This is a genomic window from Bradyrhizobium sp. 40, assembly GCF_023100925.1.
GTDB lineage: Bacteria > Pseudomonadota > Alphaproteobacteria > Rhizobiales > Xanthobacteraceae > Bradyrhizobium.
In genome coordinates, this window is the sequence record NZ_CP064688.1 from 6,392,509 (window position 1) to 6,416,914 (window position 24,406).

Consider the following 24,406-nt stretch of genomic DNA (forward strand, 5'->3'; position numbering starts at 1 on the left):
GGACGAAAGCTCAGCCCTCGAAAGCTCAGTCTTCGAAAGCTCAGTCTTGCGCGTTCAATGCCGGCCGCGACCCGCCCGTAGCCCAATCGAGAAGCTCAATCGTGTGTACGACCGGAACTGACGTGCCACTGGCAATCTGCACCATGCAGCCGATATTGCCTGCGGCAATCATGTCCGGCTTGACGCTCGCGATGTTGGCGACCTTGCGATCACGCAACCGGCCCGCAAGCTCGGGCTGGAGAATGTTGTAGGTCCCCGCCGAACCGCAACACAAATGGCTCTCCGGCACATCTTTCACCACGAATCCATTATTGGAAAGCAATTCTTTCGGAAGGCCCGTGATTTTCTGTCCGTGCTGCAACGAACACGCAGAGTGATAGGCGACGACGATGTTGTCCTGTCGCGCGGTGGCCACGAGTCCAAGGCCGGCGACGTATTCAGTTATGTCCTTGGCGAGCGCGGAGACCTTCGCCGCATCGGCGGCAAACGCAGCGTCCTCGCGCAGAAGATAGCCGTAGTCCTTGATCACGGTGCCGCAGCCTGACGCCGTCACCAGGATGGCGTCGAGCCCCTCGCCGGCCGCTTCCGCGCGCCACGCCGCGACATTGGCGCGAGCCCGCCCCAATGCGTCCTGGTCGTTGCCGAGGTGATGGGTCAGCGCGCCGCAGCACTGCTCGTCCCTGACGAGGACGACCTCGATGCCGTGGCGCGTGAGGAGACTGATGGCGGCCTGGTTGATGCGCGGGGCCAGCACCTGCTGGGCGCAGCCCTGGAGCAGCGCGACCCGGCCGCGCTTCTTGCCGAGTGCCGCGAACACACTGCCGGCGGCGGGCCCCGGTGGCGGCAGCCGGTCCGGCGCCAGCGCCAGCATCGCCTTGAGGCGCAGGATCAGGCCGGGTGTCGCCGACGGCCGGGGCGTCGGCAGGAACGCGGCCAGCGGGCGGGCGAGCCGCGCCAGCCACATGCTGGCGCGGAAACGCTGCGGGTGCGGCAGGACGAAGGCCAGCACCCGGCGCAGCAGCCGCTCGGCGAGCGGCCGCTCGTAACGCTGCTCGATCCTGACCCGGGCCTGATCGACCAGATGCATATAATTCACCCCCGAGGGGCAGGTCGTCATGCAGGCCAGGCACGACAAGCAGCGGTCGACATGTTTGACCACTTCGGCCGTCGGCGTCTGGTCCTTCTCCAGCATCTCCTTGATCAGATAGATGCGGCCGCGCGGGCTATCGAGCTCGTCGCCAAGCAGCACATAAGTCGGACAGGTTGCGGTGCAGAAGCCGCAATGGACGCAGGCGCGCAGGATCTTGTCGGCTTCCGCGATGTCGGGATCGGCGAGCTGCGCGAGTGAGAATTCGGTCTTCATTCAGCAAGCGTCCCGCGTCAGCCGGCCCCGGTTGAGGATGGTCTTCGGATCGAAACTGGCGCGGACCCGCTCGCTCAACGCGGCAAGGCCAGGGGCCTGCGGGTGGAATACATCGATCGCGCGCCTGATGTCCTCGGCCGCCCGGATCAGCGTGGCGTGCCCGCCGGCCGCATTCACACGTTCGCGCACGGCCGTGGCATGCGCGTCCGGCTTCGGTGGCAACGCCGCCCAGATCAGTCCACCACCCCAATCGTAGATCACGTCGCCGCCGGTCTCGCGCGCCAGCAGCGTCCCGAGCGCCGCGCCCGACGCGGGCGGACAGACGATCCGCCAAACCGGCCAAGCCCCCAACGTGCCGTCAGCCGCGAACGGCAGGACGTCGCGGATCGTGGTCCATAGCGCCGCTGACACCGTGTCCTCGACGAGCGTTGCGGTTCCGAACGGCGCCAGCAATTCGCGCAGCGAGCCGGCACGGTGGGCGGTCGAGGCGGTAATGCCCTCAAGCCGCAGCACGGTCAGCGCCTCGCTTTGGCCTGCGATAGCGCCGAGACCTTCGATCTTGGTCCGGAACGCCGATGTCGGCAGATGCGCGGCCCCCGAGACGTCGAAGGGCGAGCCGAGCGCCGCCGTCATCGCCTTGTTGGCCGCGGCATCGTCGAGGCCGCGCAGCAACAGCGTCCGCTCGGCCTCCGGCTTCGGCATCACCTTCAGCGTGACCTCGGTCATGACCGACAGCGTGCCCCAGGAACCGGCGAGAAGCTTGCAGAGGTCGTAGCCGGTGACGTTCTTCACCACCTTGCCGCCGGTCTTGAAGCTATCGCCGAAACCGGAGACGGCATGCGCCCCGAGCAGATGGTCGCGCGCCCCGCCCGCCTTGATCCGGCGCGGACCGGCCAGGCCAGACGCAATCATGCCGCCGATGGTGCCGAGCGCGGGCGTGCCGAGCAGCGGCGCGGTGTTCATCGGCTCGAAGGCGAATTGCTGGTTCTTGGCATCGATCAGCGACAGCACGTCGGCCAGCGGCGCCCCGGCCTGGAGCGTGACAATGAGTTCGTTGGGCTCGTAGGCGGTGATGGCATTCAGCGCGGAGACGTCCAGCACGGCGTTGGTCGCCATCGCATGGCCGATGCCGCGCTTGGAGCCATGGCCGATGATCTCGAGCGGCTGCTCATTGGCAATCGCCGCGCGCACCACCTCTTCGACGTCGTTGGCGTCTCTGACCTTGAGCGTATCCACGCCTGTAGCGGGTAACGAAGTTTGCAGCGAAAATCAAATTTGGCGCGTTGCAGCGAGGCGACTCTAGAACCGCGGAATGTCCGGGAATGCCAGCTTCCCGGCGTGGACATGCATGCGGCCGAGCTCGGCGCATCGGTGCAGGGTCGGAAACACCTTTCCGGGATTGAGCAGGCCTTGCGCATCGAAGGCGCATTTCAGGCGCTGCTGCTGGTTGAGGTCGATCTCACTGAACATCTCAGGCATCAGATCGCGCTTCTCGATGCCGACGCCGTGCTCGCCGGTGAGCACGCCGCCGAACTCGACGCAGGCGCGCAGGATGTCGGCGCCGAAGGCTTCGGCGCGCTCGATCTCGCCGGGCTTGTTGGCGTCATAGAGGATCAGCGGATGCAGGTTGCCGTCGCCGGCATGGAACACGTTGGCGCAACCGAGCTGGTATTTTTCCGATAGCTCGCGGATGCGCGCCAGCGCTTTCGGCAGCGCACCGCGTGGGATGGTGCCGTCCATGCAGAGATAGTCCGGCGAGATGCGGCCGACGGCGGGGAACGCGGCTTTCCGGCCGGCCCAGAACAGATTGCGCTCGGCCTCGGAGGTCGAGATCTGGCAGGTGGTCGAGCCGCAAGCGTTCGCAATCGTCTCGACCCGCGTGATCAGCTCGTCGACCTCGATCTTGGGACCGTCGAGCTCGATGATGAGGAGGGCCTCGACATCAAGCGGATAGCCGGCATGGACGAAGGCCTCCGCGGCGTGGATCGCGGGCTTGTCCATCATCTCCATGCCGCCGGGAATGATGCCGGCGCCGATGATGCGCGCCACGCATTCGCCGGCCGCCTCGACTTGCGCGAATCCGACCATAAGCGCGCGCGCCGTCTCCGGCTTTTGCAGGATGCGCACCGTGATCTCGGTGATGACACCGAGCAGGCCCTCCGAGCCGGTGATGACGCCCATCAGGTCGTAGCCTGTGTTCTCCGCCGATTTGCCGCCGATGCGCAGGATCTCCCCGCTCATCAGCACGATCTCGCAGCCGAGCACGTTGTTGGTGGTCATGCCGTATTTCAGGCAGTGCACGCCGCCGGAATTCTCCGCGACATTGCCGCCGATCGAGCAGGCGATCTGCGAGGACGGATCCGGCGCGTAGTAGAACCCGGCATGAGCGACGGCCTGGCTGATCGCGAGGTTGGTGACGCCGGGCTCGGTGACGACGGCGCGGTTGTCGAAATCGATCTCGCGGATGCGCTTGAACTTGCCGAGGCCCAGGAGCACGCCGTCTTCCAGTGGCAGCGCGCCGCCGGACAGCGAGGTGCCGGAGCCACGCGGGACCACCTTGATGCCCTGCCCTGCACAATATTTCAGGACCAGCGAAACCTGCTCGGTCGTGTCGGGCAGCACCACGACCATGGGCGGCTGCCGATAGGCCGTTAATCCGTCGGATTCATAGGCTCGCATCTCGGCGGCGCTATCGATCACGCCTTCGCCCGGTACGATTGCGCGCAATGCAGCCACGATTTCGGCGCGGCGCGCGAGCACGGCCTGGTCACTCGCGGGCATCATGATGGCCATAACATTTCCTTCATGGCATATCGTTCCGGCCGAGGCCGCACGATCGATTTGTCGCGGTAAATCAACCACGTCCGCGGTGGTTTGGGTAGGCCATCCGAAAGTCAGATCGACGATCTTGCGCGAGTTCGCTCTGGGACAAGTAGGAAATCGTGAAACCTGCCATGGTTTGGCGGCTTGTCCAATCTGAGCAGGCCTGCCAAAACCGGCAGGTCCGACCATTGCCGATCAGGCATGCAACTGACCAGCCCCAGGGAAGAAACGAAGAGCACCCGATGACAAAACTGATTTTTGGCGCATTGACCATCCTCACCGCGATTGCCACCGCACCCAGCGCGATGGCGCAGGACGTCGCGGCCGGCAAATCTTCGTTCAACAAATGCCTGGCCTGTCACGCGATCGGCGAAGGCGCCAAGAACAAGGTCGGCCCCGAGCTCAACGGCCTCGACGGCCGCAAGTCCGGCACCGCGCCGGACTACAATTACTCCGACGCCAACAAGAATTCCGGCATCACCTGGAACGAGGCCGTGTTCAAGGAATACATCAAGGACCCCAAGGCCAAGATCCCCGGCACCAAGATGGCTTTCGCCGGCATCAAGAACGAAAACGAGATCAACAATCTCTGGGCCTATGTGTCGCAGTTCGACAAGGACGGGAAGATCAAGCAGTAAGCGCGTGCGAGGCGGTCGCTGGAGCTTCGGTTCTGAACCGAAGCTCCAGCTTCTTGTTTTGACGCGTTTTCTTCACGCAAACCGGCATCCACTTCGCTCGAAAACGCTCTAATCGGCGGCCGCCTGCGCCGGGACGATTTTCCCGATCAGCGTCTCGATCTCGGTCTTCACGAGATCGGGCACCGCGTTCTGCACCATGTGGCCGAGATCGGGCAGCACGATCAGCTTGGCGTTCTGCACGGTGGCGGCGAACGGCCGCGCGTGAATGTCGGTCTTCACTGTCTTGTCGGGTTCGCCGGCGATGATCGTGACCGGCGCCGATATCTCGCCGTAGCGCGCGACCTGCGCGGCGACCGCTTCCTTCAGCGTCACCAGATCATACGCATTGGCGATGAACTCGCGCGGGCGCAGCAGCAGCGGCGTCGCGGAGTCCTGCACGAAACCATCCGGCATCATTTGCGGCAGGAAGACGTTGCGCGCGCCGGGCTCGCTCAGGAAATAGCCCAGCGGCAGGGTTATGGTGTAGGCGAGCAGCGGGCCGATCACGGGCGTTGCGATGATCTCGTTGTAGCGGCCGACGCCGCCGCGCCAGGGATGTGTGACGGGCGCGAGCATTACAAGGCCCGCGACGCGGCCGGGATAATCGAGCGCCAACCGCGCGCCGAGCGCGCCGCTCCAGGAATGCACCACGAAGACCGCGCGATCGATCCCGAGCTTGCCGAGCGCCTCATCGATCATCCGCGCCTGGACCTCCGGGGTCGAATCCTGCCGCCGCGCCCGCGTGCTCCAGCCGTGGCCGGGACGGTCGATCAGGATGACGCGGTGGTTCCTGGCGAGGAGATCGCCGAGCGGCCGCCGCATCGCTTCGAGGTTTGAGCTCGCGCCGTGCAGCATCACGACCGGCAGGCCCGAATCGCGCGGGCCGATATCGACGAGGTGAAGCACGGCACCATCGACCTCGATCATTCGGCCCTGCGGTGGAAACGCGCGCTGCACGGCGAGGACGCCGGCCTGCGTGACCAGCGCCAGCACAAGCAGCGCGGTCACGACTGACATCACGATCATGGATGGAATCCGGGCGATCCAGGGCACAGGGCAGTTACGTGGCTTGCGGGCGGCAGTTTCGCCCGGGGAGCCCCCGCGCTCCACTTGAAATGCCGGGGCTGTGGATATGTGCATAATTCAAGCGGGAAAAACGCAATCAAATCAATGCTGCTCCCCGGAGCACGCAGGCTTCGAAAGGCTTCATGCCGTCGTCATCGCGGCTTCCTTATAATCGCCACGGTCGGTTCCGCCATTTAGACGCGGGTGGGCGCCGATCGTGCTCGCAACCCTCGGGGATGCGGGAAAGACCGGCAGGATTTATCCTGATTTGAACCGGAGAATTTCGATGAGCCTGAGGTCCAAAGATACTGCGATCGACGAGATCGTGGCAAGCTGCCACGGCGACCTGCGCGGTGCCGTGCGCGCGCTGCTGCTGATCAACGAGCACCTCGAGACGGAGCTTGCAAAGGCTTACGCCGCAGCGGTCGATCGCGGCCTCGCCGAGCGCGAAGGCAGCGTTTTGCACTAGGTTGCTGTCGACTTAGTTCGTGCCGTCCTCGTCCTTTTCCTCGTCAGGCGTGGGTGCGGGACAGGCGCGGATGGTCGAACGGGCAAGCTTGGCGTCGGCCTTCGATTTGTAAGGACCGTCACCGAACCAGACATCGCCGATGATCACGGGATTGCTGGTCACGATGTTGCATTTTCCGGTGGCGCGATTGCCGACCACCCAGAACAGTCCGTCGGCGAGGCTCACCGTGCCCGGCGCCAGCAGCAATATACCTGCAAAGATCAAACGCTTCATGGCTGTGCTCCCGCCATGAAGGTAGGCCTGCGGCGGGGCAACCCAAACCCTCGTAACGCGGCGCGTGTCATCGTGGTTAATCGGCTTACGCCGCATTCGCTCGAGCAATGATCGACTTGTCCGCTAAATATCGCGGCCTTCGACCTTCTCCGTCAGCGCCTTGACCTGGTCGGGGATCTTCTCGAGGTGCGGATTGACGGCGAGCGCTTTGCGGTAGGCCTCGAGTGCGCGTTTTTCGTCGCCGACCTCCTGCATGATCATGCCGAGGCCTGCGAGCGCGCCGAAATGGCGGGGCTCGCGGATCAACACCTCGCGAATATCGGCGAGCGAGCGGCCGTAATCGTTCTGCATGTAGTAGAGCGTCGCGCGACGATTCCAGGCCTCGATGTAGTCGGGCCTGAGCTTGACGACCGAATCCAGCAGCTTGATCGCAACCTCGATCTTCTTTGCGTCGACCGCGGTCTTGGCCCGCGCCATCAGCAGCGCCGCGGTGTCGCTCGGGGTCTGGATCCAGATCGCCCAGATCCGCGCCTCGACGTGCTTGGCGCTGGCCTCGTCGGGCGCGGCTTTCAGCGCGCCGAATAGGAAATCGAGATTCTTGGTGCGATCGACCTTGGGCAGCTTGGCCGGCGCTTCCGGAAGTTTCTTCTGCTTGCCGGGCGGAGTCGGTGGATCAATCTGCTGTGCCAGCGCCGGAGCGAGTCCGGCGGCTCCCAGTACGAGAGCCAGACACAGGGTGCGCGCGATGAAGAATCTCACTGCCATGGTCGAAGTCTAAACGCGCAAAGCCGCCCTTGCAAAGCAGGGGCGGCGTCAAACTCGTGTGAGACCGTGGTCTTGCGGGGCGCGCGCGGGCGTCCGGCAGGGCGAAATCAGCCCTGGCGAGCCTTGAAGCGGCGCTGCACCTTGTTGATCACATAGACCCGGCCCTTGCGGCGGACCAGGCGGTTGGCGCGATGGCGACCGCGCAGCGATTTCAGCGAGTTACGGACCTTCATGGCAGAATCCTGAACGTTCGAAAGGCCGTGTTCGGCACTACCGTTTCGGCACGCGCGAATGAGGCAAAATGAGATTTTCCCGCTGGCGGACCGACCGCCCGGGACGGGGCGGTTCTTAAGGCATGGGAGGACCGGATGTCAATGTTAACTGCCCCGATCCCACCCACCAAATTCTGGAAAACAACCCCATGCAAAGTAGAAGCGGCCGGATCGGCCCAATCTGGCGCGGACGACGCCTGTCCTACAACGCCTGGTCCCACAATGCCTTGTCCCACAATGTCTTGCCAAGTTCGTTATATCATATAATCAATTCGGCAACCCGTCGGGAGGAAACCCATGCCGAAGCTGAAGCTGCCGAACATTGACGACGTCGTCGCCATCGACATCCACACCCACGCCGAGGAGCCCTGCGGCACCCATCCCGACGACGGCTATGACGATTTTCAGGCGCAGATGGCGGACTATTTCAAGTCGCCGCACAAGCATCCGCCGACCGTGCCGGAGACCGCCGCCTACTACCGCTCCAAGAACATCGCCGCGGTGATCTTCCCGGTCGACGCCGAGCGCGAAACCGGCTTCCGCCGCTACAAGAACGAGGAGATGCTGGAGATCGCCTCCGACCATCTCGACGTTCTCATCCCCTTCGTCTCGATCGACCCGCACAAGGGCAAGCTCGGGGTCCGCGAGGCGCGCAAGCTGATCGAGGAATACGGGGTGCGCGGCTTCAAATTCCATCCGACCATGCAGGGCTTCTACGCCAACGACCGCATGGCCTATCCGCTCTATGAAGAGATCAACAATGGCGGCGCGATCGCGCTGTTCCACACCGGCCAGACCGGCGTCGGCTCCGGCATGCCCGGCGGCATGGGGATGCGGCTGAAATATTCCAACCCGATGTACATGGACGACGTCGCGGCCGATTTCCCCGACCTCAAGATCATCCTCGCCCATCCCTCCTTCCCCTGGCAGGAGGAAGCACTGTCGGTCGCGACCCACAAGCCCAACGTCTACATCGACCTCTCGGGCTGGTCGCCGAAATATTTCCCGCCGATCCTGGTGCGCTACATCAACTCGATCCTGCAGGACAAGATGCTGTTCGGTTCGGACTGGCCGGTGATCACGCCCGACCGCTGGCTGTCGGATTTCGCCAAGATCGAGATCCGCGACGAGATCCGGCCGAAGGTGCTGAAGGCCAACGCGCGCAAGCTGCTGGGGATCTAGGCGCGTACTCGTCAGCGCGTCGAGGGCTTCGACGCTGCTATCGAAGCCCTCATGCTCAGGCCCTCAAGGCCTAAGACTTTGGCGCGGTGAATCCGATAGCCGTTGCGTGCGATCAATTCACGCTTGCCAGATAGCCCGCCAAAATTGTCCGGCTTTGGCTGAGCGTCTCGATACGTTCGTCGATCAGGCCGACCTGCTGCTTGAGTATTTTTCGCAGCTCGTTGCACGGCGTGAAAGCCGGATCGTTGTTCCGCACGCAGGGGAGCAACCGCTTGATGGTTTCGAGCGTCATCCCGGCGCCGCCGAGCATCTTGATGCGCCGCACCGTTTCCTCTTCGGCCTGGCCGTAATCGCGATAGCCGGAGTTCGTCCGCAGCGGCGCAAGCAGTCCCTCGCCTTCGTAGTAGCGCAGCATTCGGACGCTGACCCCCGTCCGCCGGGAGAGTTCGCCGATCTTCATCTGAAGCCTCTTGACCCTGACAGCACTGTCAGACCCTACAGACTTTGCTCGTCCAAGTGAATGCCACTTGTGAAGGGAGCAACGATGAAAGCCTACCATTTGAATAGCCATGCTGGTGCTGGCCGCCTTGCGCGCGTCGAAATCAGCAAACCCGAACCCGCCAATGGCGAGGTCCGCATTCGGGTCGAAGCGGCAAGTCTGAATTACCGCGACCTCCTGATCCTCGACCGTGCAGGCCAAGGCGAGCTCAAGGGCCGCGTGCCACTCTCCGATGGTGCGGGTGTCGTTGACGCCATCGGCGCCGACGTCGCGCAATGGCGACTCGGAGACCACGTCGCCGGATCTTTCTTCCGCGATTGGATCTCGGGGCCGTTCAAGTCCAGCTATATTCCGTCATCCCTCGGTGGCAACACGATGGACGGAATGCTGGCTGAGTATGTCGTGCTGCCGGCGACCGCGCTGGTCTCAGTGCCGGCGCATCTGTCCGCGGTGGAGGCAGCGACCCTGCCCTGTGCCGGCGTCACGGCTTTCCATGGCCTCATCGCACGCGGCGGGATGCGCAAAGGCGACACGCTGTTGGTCCAGGGAACAGGCGGCGTCGCGCTGTTCGGGCTTCAATTCGCGGTGGCGCTGGGGGCGCGTGCGATCGTGATATCCTCCTCGGATGAAAAACTCGCCCGCGCCAAGGCGCTGGGCGGCTCGATCCTCATCAACTATCGCGAGACGCCTGACTGGGATGTCGCCCTGATGAAGGCGACGAATGACGCCGGGGCCAGTCATATCCTCGAACTCGGCGGTCCCGGCACCTATGATCGATCGCTGCGATCGGTCGCTTCGGGTGGCAAGATCGTCCAGATTGGTGTCTTGACGGGGTTCGGTCCCAAGCCCGACCTCGCGCGCCTTCAGTGGGAGAATGCCGACATCATCGGTGTCACCGTCGGATCGGTCGAACACTTTGCCGCGATGAATCGCTTCCTGACCGAACACGCTATCCACCCGATCGTCGATCGGATCTATGGTTTCGATGAGGCACCCGAAGCGTATGCGCACCTGCGGACCGGCTCACATTTCGGCAAGGTCGTGATCAGGCTTTAGAAACCAGGGCCCAAGTCGCGATTCCGTCTTGGACCGATTTCGGGGCGCCTTGTATAGTCCGTGGACCGCAACGATCCCGGAGGACAGGTCAATTGAGCCTCAAAGCCGTTGTCTTCGATGCCTACGGAACGCTCTACGACATCCAGTCGGTCGCCGAGATCACTGAGGATGCGTTTCCGGGCTACGGTGAGATCATCACGCAGGTCTGGCGGATCAAGCAGCTCGAATACACCTGGTTGCGCTCGCTGATGCGGCGCTACCAGGACTTTGCAGCCATCACGCGCGACTCGCTTGCCTATACGCTACGCGTGCTCGGGCTCGCTTACGAGAACGAGGCATTCGAGCGCGTGATCGAGAAATATCTGCATCTCGATCTCTATGCAGATGCGACGGCCGCGCTCACGACTCTAAAACCGCGAAAACTCGCCATCCTCTCCAACGGCAGTCCGGATATGCTGAATGCGCTCGTGCGCAACTCCGGCCTCGACGCTCTGCTCGACGCCACGATCAGCGTCGACGCGAAGAAGATCTTCAAGCCGAGTCCGGAAGCCTATGAGCTGATCGGCGAGGTGCTCGGCACCGCGCCGGATGAGGCGCTGTTCGTCTCCTCCAACCCCTGGGACGTCGCGGGCGCGAAAGCGTTCGGACTGAACGTTGCCTGGATCGAACGGGTGACGCCCGAAGCGATGGCGCTGGCTTGCGTCGAGAACGAACTCGTGGCACCGCTGACGATGTTCAAGGCGATCCGCACCCAAATGGACGAACTCGGATTTGCGCCCGATTATCGCGTCCGGGCGCTCTCGGAGCTGCCAAGGATTGCTTAGGCATCGCCGCCCGCCCATAAGTCTGGAATGAGCCGACCTGAATGAGCCTACAATCCGTTCGCGCCTTCTTCGCTGAAAAAGCCCCCCGACATATCAGTCATCGAATCCCCGATCAGCTCCGCGACAGTGGCGCTGGCCGCCGAAGCCTATGGCGTCGAACCCGGAATGATCGCCAAGACGCTGTCGTTGCGGATCGGCGAGCGCGTGATCCTGATCGTCGCGGCCGGCACCTCGCGCATGGACAACAAGAAGGTGAAGGCCGCGTTCGGCGGCAAGCCGAAGATGCTGGGACTGGAAGAGGTCGCGGAGGTCACCGGCCACGAGGTCGGCGGCGTCTGCCCGTTCGGACTGAAGGCGCCGCTGCCGGTCTATTGCGACGTCTCGCTGAAAGCGTTCGACGTGGTGGTGCCGGCCGCTGGCTCGACCCACAGCGCGGTGCGCATCACGCCGGAGCGGATGGCCGAGCTGACTGCGGCGGAATGGGTCGATGTCTGCGAAGTCAGGTCCGAAGCGCCCTAATCATCCTCGTCGTAAGGCCGGGGCTGGGTCGCCGGAGGCGGTGGCGCATTGTTATATCGAGGCGCCGGCGCGGCGCGATTGCCCGGAACTTGCTGCTGCGGCGGCATCTGGTTGTTGGACTGGAACACCGCGCGACAACCGCTGGAGAGCTGGGGCGTGTTCTGCCGCAAGCAGGCCGTAATGCGGCTCACATCAGGGATCTGGTCGCTGCACAGCCGCCACACATCCGGCGTGCAGGCCATCTGCTGCTCCATGGTTCCGCGATACTCTTCAGCGGATGCAGCGCCCTGCGCGACGATGCCGCCGATCGCAAGCGCCACACCCAGCGCAATCCGCTCTGTTCGCATGTCCGATTCCTTCGCGAGTCTCTCGAATTCTCTTCAATCAATGAGACGCGGAGAGGTTCTGGACCACAAAAAATTGTGAAAACGGGCCAGGAACCTATTCTACCTTGCCGATCTTCTTCACTGCCGTAATCAGCCGCGCGCTATCGGCCGCCACGAACTCGGCAAACGCCGGCGCGTCCTGATAGGCAACGAGGCTGCCCGACGTTTCGAAGGCCTTGAGCACGTCCGGGCTCGTCATCACCTGCGCCATCGCCTCGCGCAGGCGGGTCGCGATCGGCGCCGGCAGCGCGCTCTGCGCAAACAGCCCGGCCCAGATGTACATCTCGACGTCCTTGTAGCCGAGCTCCTGGAAGGTCGGTACATCGGGGAAGCTTGCGATGCGCTTGGCGCCGCAATTGCCGAGCACGCGCAGCTTGCCGTCCTCCACTTGCGGCTTCAGCGTTCCCGGTGCGGCGGCGATCGCCTGCACGGTGCCGCTGAGCAGCGCGGTGAGCGCCGGACCGGCGCCGCGAAACGGCACATGCAGCAGCTTGATGTCGGCGCTGTTTGCGAACATTTCCATCGCCACATGCAGCGTGCCGTAAGGTCCCGACGAGCCATAGGTGATCTGGCCGGGACGCTTCCTGGCATCCTCGACGAAATCCTGCGCCGTCTTCCACGGTGCCGAAGCCGGCACGGCGAGCAGGGTGGGATCGGCCAGCACCCGCGCGATCGGCAAGAACTGCGAGATCTCATAGGCGACCGGACGGTCGAACAGCCGGTCGGCTTCGGGCAGCACCGCGAGCGAGGACAGTGTCATCAGCAACGTGTAGCCGTCGGGCTCGGCGCGCGCCGCCGCGGCGTTGCCGACGGATCCACCGCCACCGCCGGCGCGGTTGTCGACGATGACCGCCTTGCCGAGGATTCGCTCCAGCGCCTGTGCTACCGGGCGCGCCGCGAGGTCCGCCTGGCCGCCGGCCGGAAACGGCACGATCATGGTGACGTTGCGCGCGGGATAGGCTTGCGCGAAAGCCGCGCTCGACAACGCAGGCAACAACGGCAATGCGGCAGCGGCGCGCAGGACATCGCGTCGATCCATGGCAGATTTCCCCCTGTTTTCTTATTTCGGTGCCAGCCTAGCGTGACCGCCCGCAAGAACAAGCCGTGCGGCGGGATTAACGAAGCATTATCCATGTTCCGCCCGGTCAGGAACGCCCCCCGGACTCTACCGTTGCCTCGCAGGGAGTGGAGCGATGAATAGACTTCAGACCATTGACGTGGCGCTGGACGAGATGCTGGTGAATCTCGCCGCTATCGTTTTGCGGCTTTCAAAGCCCGACGTGACGCGGACGCCGGAAGCGCGACGCGCCTTGGCGCAATCCGTGCATCAATACGCAGTCTGCGCGAAGCGCTCGCGCGATCCGCGTGTCCATGATTTGAAGTCGCAGTTGGAAGAAACGTTGAAGCCGAACTTGCGCGTGGTCGCGCGTAATGATGTGACGGTGTCTTAGTCCAACTTCGTTCATTGCGAGCGAAGCGGAGCAGTCCAGAACGCCTCCGCGGAGACATTCTGGATTGCTTCGTCGCTACGCTCCTCGCAATGACGAGGTCGCTGAAGCCGCTCGTTCTACGATAACTTTGCTACGACGACTTTGCCTTTCCGCGCACTTGCCGCTTGCACGTACCCGGCAGCTTCGCCGCGAGAAAATCGCCGAGCGCCTCGACGCGTGCAGGGCGCGGGCCGCCAGGTGGCGTCACCAGATGCACGGCGCCTTCAACCTGCTTCCAGTCCTTCAGGACCACCTCGACCTCGCCGGAGGAAATGGCCTCGCCGACGATGAATTCCGGAAGGTCGGCGATGCCGAGGCCGGCGATCAGCGCCGGCATTACCGCTTCGCCGTTGTTGACGCGGAGCTGACCGCCCGGACGCACGCTGGCCTGCTCGCCGGCCGAATTGGTGTAGTGCCAGACGTTGGGCGTCGAGAGATAGGCGTAGCTGAAACATTTGTGCTCGGCCAGATGCATCGGATGCGTCGGCCGTCCGTATTGCTTAAGATAGGACGGCGCCGCCACCGTAAAGCGCGGCATCGTGAAGAGCCGCCGCGCAATCAGCGAGGAATCCGGCAGCCGCGCGATCCGCACCGCCATGTCAAAGCCCTCGCCGATCAAATCGATGGTCGCATCGCTCAGGTGCAGATCGACCGAGACCTCCGGATAAGCCTCGAAGAACTCCGGCAGCAATGGCGCCACCGCCTTGATCCCGAATGTCATGGGGACGGCGAGCCGCACCAGGCCCCGCGGCGCTACCGACTGCGCCAGTGCTTCGTTCTCCGCCGCCTCGCCGTCGGACAGCAGGCGCGTCGCACGCTCGGCGAGCTTATGCCCGGCATCGGTCAGCGCGAGCCGGCGTGAGGTACGGTTGAACAGCCGGGCGCCGAGCCGCTCTTCGAGGCGCGTGACCGCCTTGGACACCGTCGCCTTGGACATCGCGAGTTCGCCCGCGGCCCCCGCAAACGACCGTAATTCCACGACTTTTGCGAAAATCGCGAGTGCCTCGAAATCGGGGAGTTTGGCCATAGAAGGGGATCCAACCGGGCTGTTTAAGGAAACAATGCGTTTCAACAGTTTCTATTTCTATACCACAGGCGGAGGCTTATCCAAGGGTCATCAGAAATTCAGGAATGGAGAAGTCCAATGACCAAGAAGCTCTCAGGCAAGGTTGCCCTCGTCACCGGCGGCTCGCGCGGTATCGGCGCGGCCTCTGCCCGCGCACTCGCCGATCTAGGTGCGGACGTCGCCATCAGCTATGTCGCCTCGCCCGAAAAGGCGGAAGCGGTCGTCACCGAGTTGAAGGCCCGGGGCGTCAAGGCGCGCGCCTTCCGGGCGGACCAGGCCTCGGCCAAGGACGTGACGCAGCTCGTCAACGACGTCGCGAAGGAGTTCGGCCATCTCGACATCCTCGTCAATAATGCGGGCGTCGCGAGCGGCGGCGCGATCGACGATGCCAATGCCGACACGGAAGCGCTCGCCCGCCAGGATGCCATCAACGTGCATGGCGTGATCGCGGCGATCCGCGCCGCTTCGCAATTGATGGGGGAAGGCGGCCGCATCGTCACCGTCGGCTCGATGCTTGCCGACCGCGCCTCGTTCCCGGGTCTTGCAGACTACGTCGCCACCAAGGCCGCCGTTGTCGGTTACACCAAGGGCGCAGCCCGCGACCTCGGCCCGCGCGGCATCACCGTGAACGTGGTGCAGCCCGGCTCGATCGACACCGACATGAATCCGAAGGACGGTGGTGAGTTCGCCGAGACCCAGCGCAAGCAGCACGCGCTGCAACGCTTCGGCCGCCCCGAGGAAGTCGCGGCCGGAATCGTCTTCCTCGCAAGTCCGGAAGCCTCCTTCGTCACCGGCACGGTGCTCAACGTCGACGGCGGTTTCGGCGCCTGATCAAGGCGCCGCCCGCTCAACAAGGAATTACGCAGATGATCGAACTCAGACCCTTCGCAAAGCTCGGCGGCGCCGATCACGGCTGGCTCAATGCCAAGCATCATTTCTCCTTCGCAAGCCATTATGACCCCGACAACATGGGTCACGGCGCCCTGCGGGTGTGGAACGATGACGAGATCGCGCCCAACACCGGCTTTCCCGCCCATCCCCACGCCAACATGGAAATCATCACCTATGTGCGCGAGGGCGCGATCACTCATCAAGACAGCCTCGGCAACGAAGGCCGCACCGAAGCGGGCGACGTGCAGGTGATGAGCGCCGGCAGCGGCATCCGCCACTCCGAATACAATCTCGAGCCGACCAGGACACGCATCTTTCAGATCTGGATCGAGCCGACCGCGCGCGGTGGCCAGCCGACCTGGGGCTCGAAGCCGTTTCCGAAAGGAGACCGCTCGGGCAAGCTCGTCACCATCGCGAGCGGCTTCGAGAATGACACGGACGCTCTGCCGATCCGCGCCGATGCGCGGGTGCTCGCCACCACGCTGAAGGCGGGCGAGAGCGCGGAGTACGCGCCGGACAAGTCACGGCACCTTTATCTCGTGCCCGCGGCGGGGTCAGTCGAGATCAACGGCGTGCGCGTCAACGCCCGCGACGGTGCGGCGATCCGCGACGAGGACAGGCTGAAGATCACGGCACTGGAAGATTCCGAGATCGTGCTCGTCGACGCGGTTTAGCAACGCCTTCGTCATGCAGGCTTTGTCCCGGCATGACGCTCCCGACACCGACGCATCAAATCTGCATCCAACGGAGACCATCATGACCAAAGTTCTCGTCCTTTATTATTCCGCCTATGGCCACATCGAAGCGATGGCCAATGCCGTTGCGGAAGGCGCGCGCGAAGCCGGTGCCACCGTCGACATCAAGCGCGTGCCCGAGCTGGTGCCGGCCGAGGTCGCCAAGGCGTCCTATTACAAGCTCGACCAGACCGCCCCCGTCGCGACGATCGAGGACCTCGCAAACTACGACGCAATCATCGTCGGCACCGGCACCCGCTTCGGCCGCATGGCCTCGCAGATGGCGAACTTCCTCGACCAGGCCGGCGGTCTCTGGGCCAAGGGCGCGCTGCACGGCAAGGTCGGCGGCGCCTTCACGGCGACCGCGACCCAGCATGGCGGCCAGGAGACGACGCTGTTCTCGATCATCACCAACCTCTTGCATTTCGGCATGGTCGTGGTCGGCCTGAACTACGGCTTCGCCGGCCAGATGAAGCTCGACGAGGTCACCGGCGGCGCACCTTACGGCGCCACCACGATCACCGGCGGCGACGGCAGCCGCCAGCCCAGCGCCAACGAGCTCGGCGGTGCGCGCTATCAGGGCCGCCAGATCGCGGAGACAGCCAGGAAGCTGCACGGCTGAGCTACATGGCTAAGCTGCACGTCTGATGGAGGGAGCGCCCGTCAGCGCGTCCCCTTGCCAATCGCCTTCGCCGCAAGGGCAGCGAGCCTGGGATGACGGCGCAGGGCCTGGGCGGCGTGGTCACGCCACGCGAAGGGCACGCCGCGCCAGGAAAGCGCGGAGCTGACATCAGTCAGCGGCACCGGCTCGGCGCCGAAGCGGCGCTTGTAATCCTGGTTGCCGATGCTGAGGTCGAAACGCCGCACGCCATCTGCATGCAGCGCCGCCATGGTGCGCTCGGTCACGAGCAGCCCCGGCGAGCAGTTCGACCAGGAATCGCCGGCATGGCTGATGCGCAGCAGGAAATAGGCCGCACCGAACCTGACGCCGAACGTGGTGGCGACGACGGCCTCGTCGCAGACCAGGGCCGAGATGACGGCATAACCGTCCGCGACGCCCTGACGCGCGACCTCGCGATAGAACTGCGCATGGGTTTCGTCATTGAGGACGAAGCGCGATCCAAGCTTTCGCATGCGCGCCTGCTGCTGGGCATCCATCACGTCCAGCAGCTCGCGCGCACGCGCGACATCGGTAGCGATCTCGAATCGCGCGCCGGCGTGACGGTTGAAGACGCGCCAGCAGCGCGGCATCTGCATGCGCTTGATCGAGGCCTGGTAATCTTCATAGTCGTCGCCGGTCAGCACGACGTTGCCGTTGAGCGAGCAGGACCCGACCCGGCCGAGCGACACCAGCGGGTTCGGGTTGCCGCCGATCTGGGCCGGCATCTTCTTCAGGCGCAGCAAATCGAAGCGGTCCGGCAATGCGCGCAATGCGTCGATCAGCGCCTTGCCGATCACCTCCGTCGCCGCCGCGTCCAACGCGGCATCGAGCGCCAGGATTGGCGCGTTGTTGTCGGAGACGCCGAGATCGGCGAATTCGACGATGCGGATGCCGCGCCTGAGGTGGCTGATCATCGGCACCATTGCGATGTCCCTGCCGGTCGTGGCATCGGAGATGAATGCAATCAGCGGCGAGAGATCGTGGAACGCCTCGTACCAGGCGCCGAGCCAGTAGCCATGCTGGAATGCAGTGCGATGGCCTGCGTTCAGGCGCGATGCGGCCCGCGGCCAATCACGCACGAAATCGACCGCGATTCCCGACGCGCTGGACACAAGATCATCTGGTTGCTCGACGCTGAGGATCGTCATCCGCGGGACATGCGATTACTGGGTGTTTCCAGATAGATTATGTTTTGTCGCGGCCACAAGTGACCTCACGGCTTATCGTTAAGCCGATGCAACTGCGGCGGCACCGGCTGCGACAAGTCGTCCGGTTCCGTTTCCGCGACGCATTGGAACCTGGCCAGGAAGTGCAGGCCGGCCACGGCAACTGCGAACATGAACCAGATCGGATTTTGCCGTTCGAGCAGGAAGGTCTCGGTGGCCCCGTAGTACAGGCCGAACAGCCACACGGTCAGGAACAGCTTTGCCAACGCACCGCTGCGGTTGTGAGTTCGGGCCGTCTGGAAATTGCCTAGCGGCGCGAGCACGAAGACGAGGATCACCAGCAATAGCCCCGGCAGGCCGATCGTGACAGCGAGGTCGAGATAGCTGTTGTGGCTGTGCGCCGCGCTCGTCGCCCATTCGGCGCCCTGGGCGGTCTGCCGCGCGGTCACGTCGTCCCAGAACGCGGCGTAGCCGTGACCGATGATCGGCTTCTCGGCGACGGCTGCGAGCGCGAACTCCCAGATGGCGGAACGGCCGGTGAAGGTGGGATCGAGTGGAAGCAGCCGCGTCATCGCCCCGAGCGCCGGGCTCAGGACGCTGCCGACCGTCAACAGGTTCATCACGATCAGCGGCACGAAGCAAATGATCCGCTTCAGCCACAGGCTCGGTGTGACGCAGACCAGCGAGGCGAGCGCGTAGATCGCAAGACACAGCACCGACGACGTCTTGCCGCCGGTGAAGATCAGGAAGAGTCCTGCCAGCGCGGCGATGGCCGGCCCCATCACGAACGAACCAATGGCAGACAAGTAAATGCCGACATAGATCAGGATGGTCATCACGGGCGAAGCGATGTTCTTGTGGCCGAAGCTTCCGCGCCAGTCGCCGGCCAACTGCGGCTCGGTGACGTCCATTGCGGTGTGCATCGAGTATTGCGGCGCGAGGAAGACGCCGAGATAGCAGAGCGTAAGCAGTGCGAGCGCGGCGCCGCCAAGACACAGATTGAAGCTACGCTGCGTCGGCGGCAACAGCGGCAACAACACCGCGAGCGACATCACGCTGGCCGCGAGCACGAAGCGCTGCATCGAGACTCCGCGATTCTCGGAGAAGACGATGTTGATCACCAGCCAGCCGACCAGGCAGAGATGCAGTGGCGTCACCAAGGTCTTCAGCGCGGGCGCATCCGTTGCGGCGACGAACAATACCGCGACCACGGCCAATAAACCCCAGGAGACATAGGTGAGCGCCATTCGCCCGCCGACCACGGTGGTGACATCCTCATTGCGCAGGTCAGGAAACGGATCGAGCGTCACCAGCACGAGGAGCAGGGCTGCGACTGCGACAAGGCAGCGCGCCGCCCGCGCGGCGTTGACCCCCGCAAGCCCAACGCGCAGGACGTCGCCGAACGATCGGGCCTCGACGTCGGTCATGTCAGTGGCGCTGCGATCCATGGCTCGAGGTTGGTGGTGAAGCCGGGGGAAGCTCGAAGTCCTAGCCGATCCCTGTTAAGCATCCGTCAACCAGTCCGCCGGAGCTCTGCGGCGCCTGCTGCCGCACGATGCTCCGCGCGATCTCGTAATATTGCAGGGCACGCTGTTCCAGCGTGAGGTTGTCGAGCACGAAGCCGCGCGGATCGAACGTATCGGCGGCGCACCCGGCCCAGAAATCATCCCAGCCCGCCTCAAACCCGGCGATGTCGACGAACTTGGCGCCGCAACGATCGTCCCAGTACGGCACCGACGACACCGGCGCGAACTGAACGCGATGCGGATAATAATCGGGGTCCCGCCAGGGGCCGCCGGGATCCCAGGCCAGCACCGGCACGCCGCAAGACAATGCCTGCTGGTAGGCAATGCCCTGGCTCTCATTCTGGCAGAGGAAGATCATCGCACGCGATTGCGCGAGCGCGGCCCGATAGTCTTCTTCCTTGTAGCTGCCGTAACGCAGCTCGGTGAACGAGCGGCCTTCCCTCGTGAGCCGGGCGCGGACGGGTTCGATCAGCTCCGCCGCGTAGCGCTCGCGATCCCAATGCACCTTGTCGTAGATCAGGACATCGACGCTCTTTTGCGGCGTCGGCGACGGCGCCCAGAGATCCGTGTCGATGCCGATCGGCCAAGCCTCCGTGTCGGGCCAATGCGGTCGATACATGTCGGCGTACCACGGGCCGGGCACCACGACCTTCTTGACCGGCAGGCGCTTGAACAGGTCGGGATCGTCGAGTGGATGATTGTGGGCGGCGACGCCGAGCAGGATCGGATTTTTCCAGGCGAACTTGTCGAGCAGGAAGGTGCGGCCGATGATGCAGGCGAGTTCGCCCGGATGCCGCGCGATGTAGCCATAGTCGTTGACGCGATAGCGGATACCGAGCCGGTCGAGCCCCGCACAGAGATTGAGGAACACGCGGAGCTGCCCGCTCATGCGCGGCTCGCCGAGCAGCATGCGACGCGCCATGCGCCGCAAATGCCGATCGCCGGGAAACCAGCGATCGTCCTTGTCCTCGTAGAACAGGTTGAGGACCATGTCGTCGGGATCGTAGTCGAATGTCTTTGCGGGCACTGGGGTCCATCCGCGGCGGCCTGATGCGCATTCTCGCATGGGACCGGCTGCCGCACTCTTCCAAATTTGCCACAGGCTTAATGCCGGCGGCTTAACGCTAATTGACGAAACCAGCGCGGCGTTAGCCTTCACGGCGACGTTTTTTTCCCAATGCGAGTATCATTCGCGACGGCCAAGGTTGCGATCGATCGCATTGCCAACGCGCCAAAGCGCCCTGGTTAACAGACGGTTAAAGGCGAGACGTATCTTGATCACCGCGGAAGAAATTCTCGAGTTGCCCGCCACATCGCGCGTCGTTCCGGCGGCGCGCCTCCCGCTGCAAGTCGGCTCAACCACATCGGTTTCCGTCGTCATTCCGGCCAAGAACGTTGCGGCCTATGTCGGCGAAACCCTCGCCAGCGCACTGGCTCAGGCTGAGGTCAGCGAAGTGATCGTCGTGGACGACGGCTCGACCGACGACACTACCGCCATCGTCCGCGCCATTCGTGACCCGCGACTGCGCCTGATCACCAACGGCGCCGCCGGCGTATCGGCAGCGCGCAATCTCGGCGCGCACCATGCGAGCAGCCAATGGCTGCTCTTCCTCGATGCCGACGATCGCCTGCGGCCCGGCGCCGTCGCGGCGCTGCTGGCGGCTGCGCGTGGCGCGCCACGAGCGGTTCTCGTCTACGGCGACTACAACACGATCGACAGCGAGGGACGGCAGATCGGCCGACGGGATCTGCTGAAAGGACGCCGCAAACCGTCCGGCGACGTGCTGGCGCGGCTCGCGGCCGGCAACTTCATCGTCAATGGCGGCATTGCGCTGGCACGTGCAGAGGCTTTCCGCGCCATCGGCGGCTTCGACGTCTCGCTCAGATATTGCGAGGACTGGCACTGCTGGTGCCGTCTTGCCGCGATCGGCGAATTCGAATTTGCGCCGAACCTGCTGCTCGACTACCGCCTGCACACGGCCAACACCATGAACGCGGCGGTGCGGACGCCACAGGATTTCTTTCCGGCGATCGCGCGGGTGTTCGACGACGGGCTGATCATGGCGCGATTGCCAGCGGGCATGGCAGCCGGGCTGCGCCAGGCCGCCGAGGTTCATCTCGTCACGTATTCGGCGATGCAGGCGGTCCGCTTCGGCAGATATCGCCAAGCCTTCGCCTGTCTCGGGATGGTCGGGCGCCGCTCGCTCAAGTCGCTGCCACGCTCCGCAGTCAGGGTCGCCCTCGCCTGCTTTGGTATTTAGCCCGCCGGCTCGGCGTCAGGACACGATCTTGGAGGCCTCGTAGGGCTTCGGCTCGATGCCGAACGCGGCGAGCAGCGAGCCGAGCGCGACCATCACGGGATGCATCGCGACGACGGCCTTCGACGATTTCAGCAAAGCGGCCGCGCGCACCAGCGACAGCGGCAACCTCCCGAGCATCTGCGCAAACACCCACACGTGCGCCGCCGCGCCCTGCGCGGCCTTGGCCTGCACGCGATAATTGATCGCGCCGATGCGCAGGCCTCGCTTCACGATCCAGCCGAAACTGGTGCGGCTTTGCGGCACCGTCTCGGTGATGACTGCCTCCGCCGTCCAGTGGAACGTCATGCCGGCATCGCGGCACCGCACGAAGAAATCGCAGTCACCGCCCCCGAGGAAGTTGAAGCGGGGGTCGAAGGCGGGACGGGCGAACCTCTCGAACGCCGCACGCGTGATCAGGCAATTGCCACAGCCGTAGATCAGGGGCACAGCGCCGCTGTAATCATAGGCGGGACAGAAAACGGGGTGGCGCGAAAGCCAGGGCATGCTGCGGTCCTCGAAGACCGGCAGCACCGGCCCGCCGACCACATCGGCGCCGGTCGCCTCCGCGGTGCGGACCATCAGCTCGAGCCAATCGGGCGAGGCGATCTCGTCGTCGTCGATCATCAGGAACCGGGCGGCGGCGGGAAACATCGCCAGCGCCGTCTCGAACGCGGCATTGATCGCCTGGACGTTGCCTTGCCGTTTCTCGACCAGGCAGACACCCTGAAGCCTGCCATCGGCGAGATATTCCGCTGCCACCGGCGCGCTTTCGCGCCGGCCCGCATCGTTCTCGACCATGACGACGGCGAAGGAGCGCGGGGTGCGCTGGCTGGCGAGCGAGTCCAGCGTCAACCGCAGATGCTGCGGGCGGCGGAAGCAGGGGATGCAGACGACGATACCAACCGACAGGTCGATAATCCGGGAGCTGGCCGCGATCTCCCGGTTGGGATCGCGCACGGCATCCGAGATACGCGTGGCGGACAGGTCTGTCGGGATCAATGTCATGACGTTCTAGATGTCCGAGATAGATTGAAAAAGCCCTGCTTCGATCCAGAGGATCAGCGCCGTCCCACGACGGCACATCGCCGCGGGACAGGCACGTCCCAAAATGAACGGCCGGTTTGAGCCTCGCGACGGCGCCACGCCGCCGATTTTCCGCCATCCATGCACTTAACTGCTTCCGGGTGTTTCTGCTGCGAAACCTTGCGCGCGTAATACTGCAATTCGCGGTCCGCCGTGCCGATGGCGGCTGGCGCGGACGATACCGTAGTTAACGCACATGCTCATTAACCTGACCGTAAGCACTGCGACGGGTGAAGCGTCGCGGCATCGGATTTGCTCTACGGGTACACGAGATTTTTCCTGTAAATTTAAGTCGAACAAGCGCGGTCGAAAAAAAGAATGAACAAGCCAGCCACGATCGATTTCGCGACAGCCACGGCGGTCCAAATTCCCGCGGCCATTGCACACACTCAGGCGCTGCACGATCTCGTCCCCGGTGAAGCCCGCGATAGCCTGCTCGCCGTTCACGACGTGCTGCGCCGCGAACTGCCGCAGGGCCAGCTCGCCACCTACGAAGCCGGAGGCGGCTCGTGCAGCGTACTGCCACCGGAATTGCTGAGCCGCAGCAAGGTCACCGTCGTCGACATCGACGAGGACCAGGTTCGCAACAACAGCTACGCGGACGAAGCGATCCTCGGCGACGTCCAGACCTACCGCTTCGGGCGCGAGACCTTCGATCTGGTGATCTGCTACAACGTGATCGAACATCTTCCCAACGTCGACGCCGCACTCCTGAATTTCCGCGATGCGCTCAAGCGCGGCGGGATGATCCTGATCGGCGCGCCCAATCCGCGTTCGCTGTCCGGGGTCGTCACCAAATACTCGCCGCACTGGTTCCACGTCTGGTTCTACCGGCACATTCGCGGCATCAAGGATGCCGGCTTGCCGGGCGAGCCGCCGTTCCCGACCTTCTTTCATCCCTTGGTGTCGCTGCCGGCGCTCGAAGCGTTCGCCGCCGCCAACGGCCTCGAGATGATCTACCGCCGTGAGGTCGAGAGCCCGCGCTATCCCGAGATGCGCCGGCGCAAGCCGCTGTTCGCGGCCCTGGTCGACGCCGGCGCCGCCGTGCTCAACGCCGTGCTCCCGCGCGGGACCGACGTCCGCCGCGGCGATTATCACGTCATCCTGCGGAAAAGCTGACGGCCATGGTGCGCGCGCGGCCGATGGCAAGACCAGCGAACCCTCGCGGCCACGACGCACGCGGTAACGAACCGTTAATCTCTGAAGGACCGCGTCATCGCACGCGTCACGACGACGCGTCGAAGAGTGGCATGCGCTTAAACGCTTTGTTTGCCATTTCGGTGAATAGTCCCTCAATGAGTATGGTTAATTTTCCC

The 24,406-nt window shown here is 64.2% G+C and carries 26 protein-coding genes and 1 pseudogene; 12 read left to right on the forward strand and 15 right to left on the reverse strand.

Going from position 1 to position 24,406, the window contains the following annotated elements:
- Positions 1-40: 40 nt before the first annotated feature.
- From glcF to IVB40_RS30660, 3 genes are all read right to left on the reverse strand, one after another.
- Positions 41-1,363, reverse strand: a complete 1,323-nt coding sequence (gene glcF, locus IVB40_RS30650; protein ID WP_247403996.1) for a glycolate oxidase subunit GlcF — start codon at positions 1,361-1,363, stop codon at positions 41-43.
- The gene (locus tag IVB40_RS30655) at positions 1,364-2,599 is read right to left on the reverse strand and encodes an FAD-binding protein (protein ID WP_027565447.1); all 1,236 of its coding nucleotides are present in this window, start codon (positions 2,597-2,599) and stop codon (positions 1,364-1,366) included.
- A gap of 63 nt (positions 2,600-2,662) precedes the next feature.
- Complete coding sequence (locus IVB40_RS30660) at positions 2,663-4,156, reverse strand: FAD-linked oxidase C-terminal domain-containing protein (RefSeq protein ID WP_027565448.1); 1,494 nt, start codon at positions 4,154-4,156, stop codon at positions 2,663-2,665.
- A gap of 272 nt (positions 4,157-4,428) precedes the next feature.
- On the opposite strand from IVB40_RS30660, the gene cycA reads away from it, so the two are divergent.
- Positions 4,429-4,824 carry a cytochrome c-550 CycA gene (gene cycA, locus IVB40_RS30665; protein ID WP_247357923.1) on the forward strand — a complete coding sequence of 132 codons (396 nt, stop codon included), beginning with the start codon at positions 4,429-4,431 and terminating at the stop codon, positions 4,822-4,824.
- Between the two features lie 108 nt (positions 4,825-4,932).
- Here cycA and IVB40_RS30670 read toward each other — a convergent pair whose 3' ends face one another.
- Complete coding sequence (locus IVB40_RS30670) at positions 4,933-5,889, reverse strand: alpha/beta hydrolase (protein WP_247817214.1); 957 nt, start codon at positions 5,887-5,889, stop codon at positions 4,933-4,935.
- Between the two features lie 325 nt (positions 5,890-6,214).
- On the opposite strand from IVB40_RS30670, the gene IVB40_RS30675 reads away from it, so the two are divergent.
- Positions 6,215-6,397, forward strand: a complete 183-nt coding sequence (locus tag IVB40_RS30675; RefSeq protein WP_007596968.1) for a hypothetical protein — start codon at positions 6,215-6,217, stop codon at positions 6,395-6,397.
- Between the two features lie 12 nt (positions 6,398-6,409).
- Here the strand turns inward: IVB40_RS30675 and IVB40_RS30680 are convergent, their stop codons facing one another.
- From IVB40_RS30680 to ykgO, 3 genes are all read right to left on the reverse strand, one after another.
- Positions 6,410-6,670 (reverse strand): hypothetical protein, encoded by a 261-nt coding sequence (locus IVB40_RS30680; RefSeq protein WP_027565450.1) that lies wholly within the window; start codon positions 6,668-6,670, stop codon positions 6,410-6,412.
- Between the two features lie 123 nt (positions 6,671-6,793).
- On the reverse strand, positions 6,794-7,435 hold the full coding sequence (locus IVB40_RS30685; protein ID WP_027565451.1) for a tetratricopeptide repeat protein: 642 nt from the start codon (positions 7,433-7,435) through the stop codon (positions 6,794-6,796).
- 107 nt (positions 7,436-7,542) lie between these two features.
- Positions 7,543-7,668 carry a type B 50S ribosomal protein L36 gene (ykgO, locus tag IVB40_RS30690; protein WP_006611362.1) on the reverse strand — a complete coding sequence of 42 codons (126 nt, stop codon included), beginning with the start codon at positions 7,666-7,668 and terminating at the stop codon, positions 7,543-7,545.
- A 336-nt stretch (positions 7,669-8,004) separates the two neighbouring features.
- Between ykgO and IVB40_RS30695 the strand changes: the two genes are divergently transcribed.
- On the forward strand, positions 8,005-8,889 hold the full coding sequence (locus IVB40_RS30695) for an amidohydrolase family protein (protein ID WP_027565452.1): 885 nt from the start codon (positions 8,005-8,007) through the stop codon (positions 8,887-8,889).
- A 112-nt stretch (positions 8,890-9,001) separates the two neighbouring features.
- Here the strand turns inward: IVB40_RS30695 and IVB40_RS30700 are convergent, their stop codons facing one another.
- Positions 9,002-9,349 carry a MerR family transcriptional regulator gene (locus IVB40_RS30700; RefSeq protein ID WP_247284651.1) on the reverse strand — a complete coding sequence of 116 codons (348 nt, stop codon included), beginning with the start codon at positions 9,347-9,349 and terminating at the stop codon, positions 9,002-9,004.
- An 84-nt stretch (positions 9,350-9,433) separates the two neighbouring features.
- On the opposite strand from IVB40_RS30700, the gene IVB40_RS30705 reads away from it, so the two are divergent.
- The 3 genes and pseudogenes from IVB40_RS30705 to IVB40_RS30715 all read left to right on the forward strand — a co-directional run bounded on the left by IVB40_RS30705 (position 9,434) and on the right by IVB40_RS30715 (position 11,787).
- Entirely contained in the window at positions 9,434-10,444 is a 1,011-nt protein-coding gene (locus tag IVB40_RS30705) for an NAD(P)-dependent alcohol dehydrogenase (RefSeq protein ID WP_247817215.1), read from the forward strand.
- 92 nt (positions 10,445-10,536) lie between these two features.
- A complete protein-coding gene (locus IVB40_RS30710) occupies positions 10,537-11,268 on the forward strand; it encodes a haloacid dehalogenase type II (protein WP_247817216.1) in 732 nt (243 codons plus the stop codon).
- A gap of 41 nt (positions 11,269-11,309) precedes the next feature.
- Positions 11,310-11,787: pseudogene (locus tag IVB40_RS30715) on the forward strand (YbaK/EbsC family protein).
- On the opposite strand, the gene IVB40_RS30720 reads toward IVB40_RS30715, so the two are convergent.
- Together IVB40_RS30720 and IVB40_RS30725 are read right to left on the reverse strand one after the other, a co-directional pair.
- A complete protein-coding gene (locus IVB40_RS30720) occupies positions 11,784-12,134 on the reverse strand; it encodes a hypothetical protein (protein ID WP_247428130.1) in 351 nt (116 codons plus the stop codon). The pseudogene IVB40_RS30715 and the gene IVB40_RS30720 sit on opposite strands and share 4 nt — an antisense overlap.
- Positions 12,135-12,228: 94 nt before the next feature.
- The gene (locus tag IVB40_RS30725; protein ID WP_247817217.1) at positions 12,229-13,212 is read right to left on the reverse strand and encodes a tripartite tricarboxylate transporter substrate binding protein; all 984 of its coding nucleotides are present in this window, start codon (positions 13,210-13,212) and stop codon (positions 12,229-12,231) included.
- Positions 13,213-13,366: 154 nt separating this feature from the next.
- Between IVB40_RS30725 and IVB40_RS30730 the strand changes: the two genes are divergently transcribed.
- Entirely contained in the window at positions 13,367-13,624 is a 258-nt protein-coding gene (locus tag IVB40_RS30730; protein WP_027520456.1) for a hypothetical protein, read from the forward strand.
- Between the two features lie 130 nt (positions 13,625-13,754).
- Here the strand turns inward: IVB40_RS30730 and IVB40_RS30735 are convergent, their stop codons facing one another.
- Positions 13,755-14,690 (reverse strand): LysR family transcriptional regulator, encoded by a 936-nt coding sequence (locus IVB40_RS30735; RefSeq protein WP_247817218.1) that lies wholly within the window; start codon positions 14,688-14,690, stop codon positions 13,755-13,757.
- 117 nt (positions 14,691-14,807) lie between these two features.
- On the opposite strand from IVB40_RS30735, the gene IVB40_RS30740 reads away from it, so the two are divergent.
- From IVB40_RS30740 to wrbA, 3 genes are all read left to right on the forward strand, one after another.
- Positions 14,808-15,560 (forward strand): SDR family oxidoreductase, encoded by a 753-nt coding sequence (locus IVB40_RS30740; RefSeq protein ID WP_247817219.1) that lies wholly within the window; start codon positions 14,808-14,810, stop codon positions 15,558-15,560.
- A gap of 35 nt (positions 15,561-15,595) precedes the next feature.
- The gene (locus IVB40_RS30745; protein WP_027565463.1) at positions 15,596-16,294 is read left to right on the forward strand and encodes a pirin family protein; all 699 of its coding nucleotides are present in this window, start codon (positions 15,596-15,598) and stop codon (positions 16,292-16,294) included.
- Positions 16,295-16,376: 82 nt separating this feature from the next.
- Entirely contained in the window at positions 16,377-16,976 is a 600-nt protein-coding gene (gene wrbA, locus IVB40_RS30750) for an NAD(P)H:quinone oxidoreductase (protein WP_247357909.1), read from the forward strand.
- A 41-nt stretch (positions 16,977-17,017) separates the two neighbouring features.
- On the opposite strand, the gene IVB40_RS30755 is transcribed toward wrbA, so the two are convergent.
- The 3 genes from IVB40_RS30755 to IVB40_RS30765 form a co-directional block, all read right to left on the reverse strand.
- Positions 17,018-18,163, reverse strand: a complete 1,146-nt coding sequence (locus tag IVB40_RS30755) for a GNAT family N-acetyltransferase (RefSeq protein WP_247817220.1) — start codon at positions 18,161-18,163, stop codon at positions 17,018-17,020.
- Positions 18,164-18,228: 65 nt separating this feature from the next.
- Positions 18,229-19,629 (reverse strand): O-antigen ligase, encoded by a 1,401-nt coding sequence (locus IVB40_RS30760; RefSeq protein WP_247817221.1) that lies wholly within the window; start codon positions 19,627-19,629, stop codon positions 18,229-18,231.
- A gap of 40 nt (positions 19,630-19,669) precedes the next feature.
- On the reverse strand, positions 19,670-20,734 hold the full coding sequence (locus IVB40_RS30765; RefSeq protein ID WP_247357906.1) for a glycosyltransferase family 1 protein: 1,065 nt from the start codon (positions 20,732-20,734) through the stop codon (positions 19,670-19,672).
- A gap of 247 nt (positions 20,735-20,981) precedes the next feature.
- Between IVB40_RS30765 and IVB40_RS30770 the strand changes: the two genes are divergently transcribed.
- Positions 20,982-21,968 (forward strand): glycosyltransferase, encoded by a 987-nt coding sequence (locus IVB40_RS30770; protein WP_247819614.1) that lies wholly within the window; start codon positions 20,982-20,984, stop codon positions 21,966-21,968.
- A 15-nt stretch (positions 21,969-21,983) separates the two neighbouring features.
- Here the strand turns inward: IVB40_RS30770 and IVB40_RS30775 are convergent, their stop codons facing one another.
- A complete protein-coding gene (locus tag IVB40_RS30775) occupies positions 21,984-23,012 on the reverse strand; it encodes a glycosyltransferase (RefSeq protein ID WP_247817222.1) in 1,029 nt (342 codons plus the stop codon).
- A gap of 396 nt (positions 23,013-23,408) precedes the next feature.
- On the opposite strand from IVB40_RS30775, the gene IVB40_RS30780 reads away from it, so the two are divergent.
- Positions 23,409-24,209, forward strand: coding sequence for a methyltransferase (locus IVB40_RS30780; RefSeq protein WP_247817223.1), 801 nt, complete (start codon positions 23,409-23,411; stop codon positions 24,207-24,209).
- Positions 24,210-24,406 lie beyond the last annotated feature (197 nt).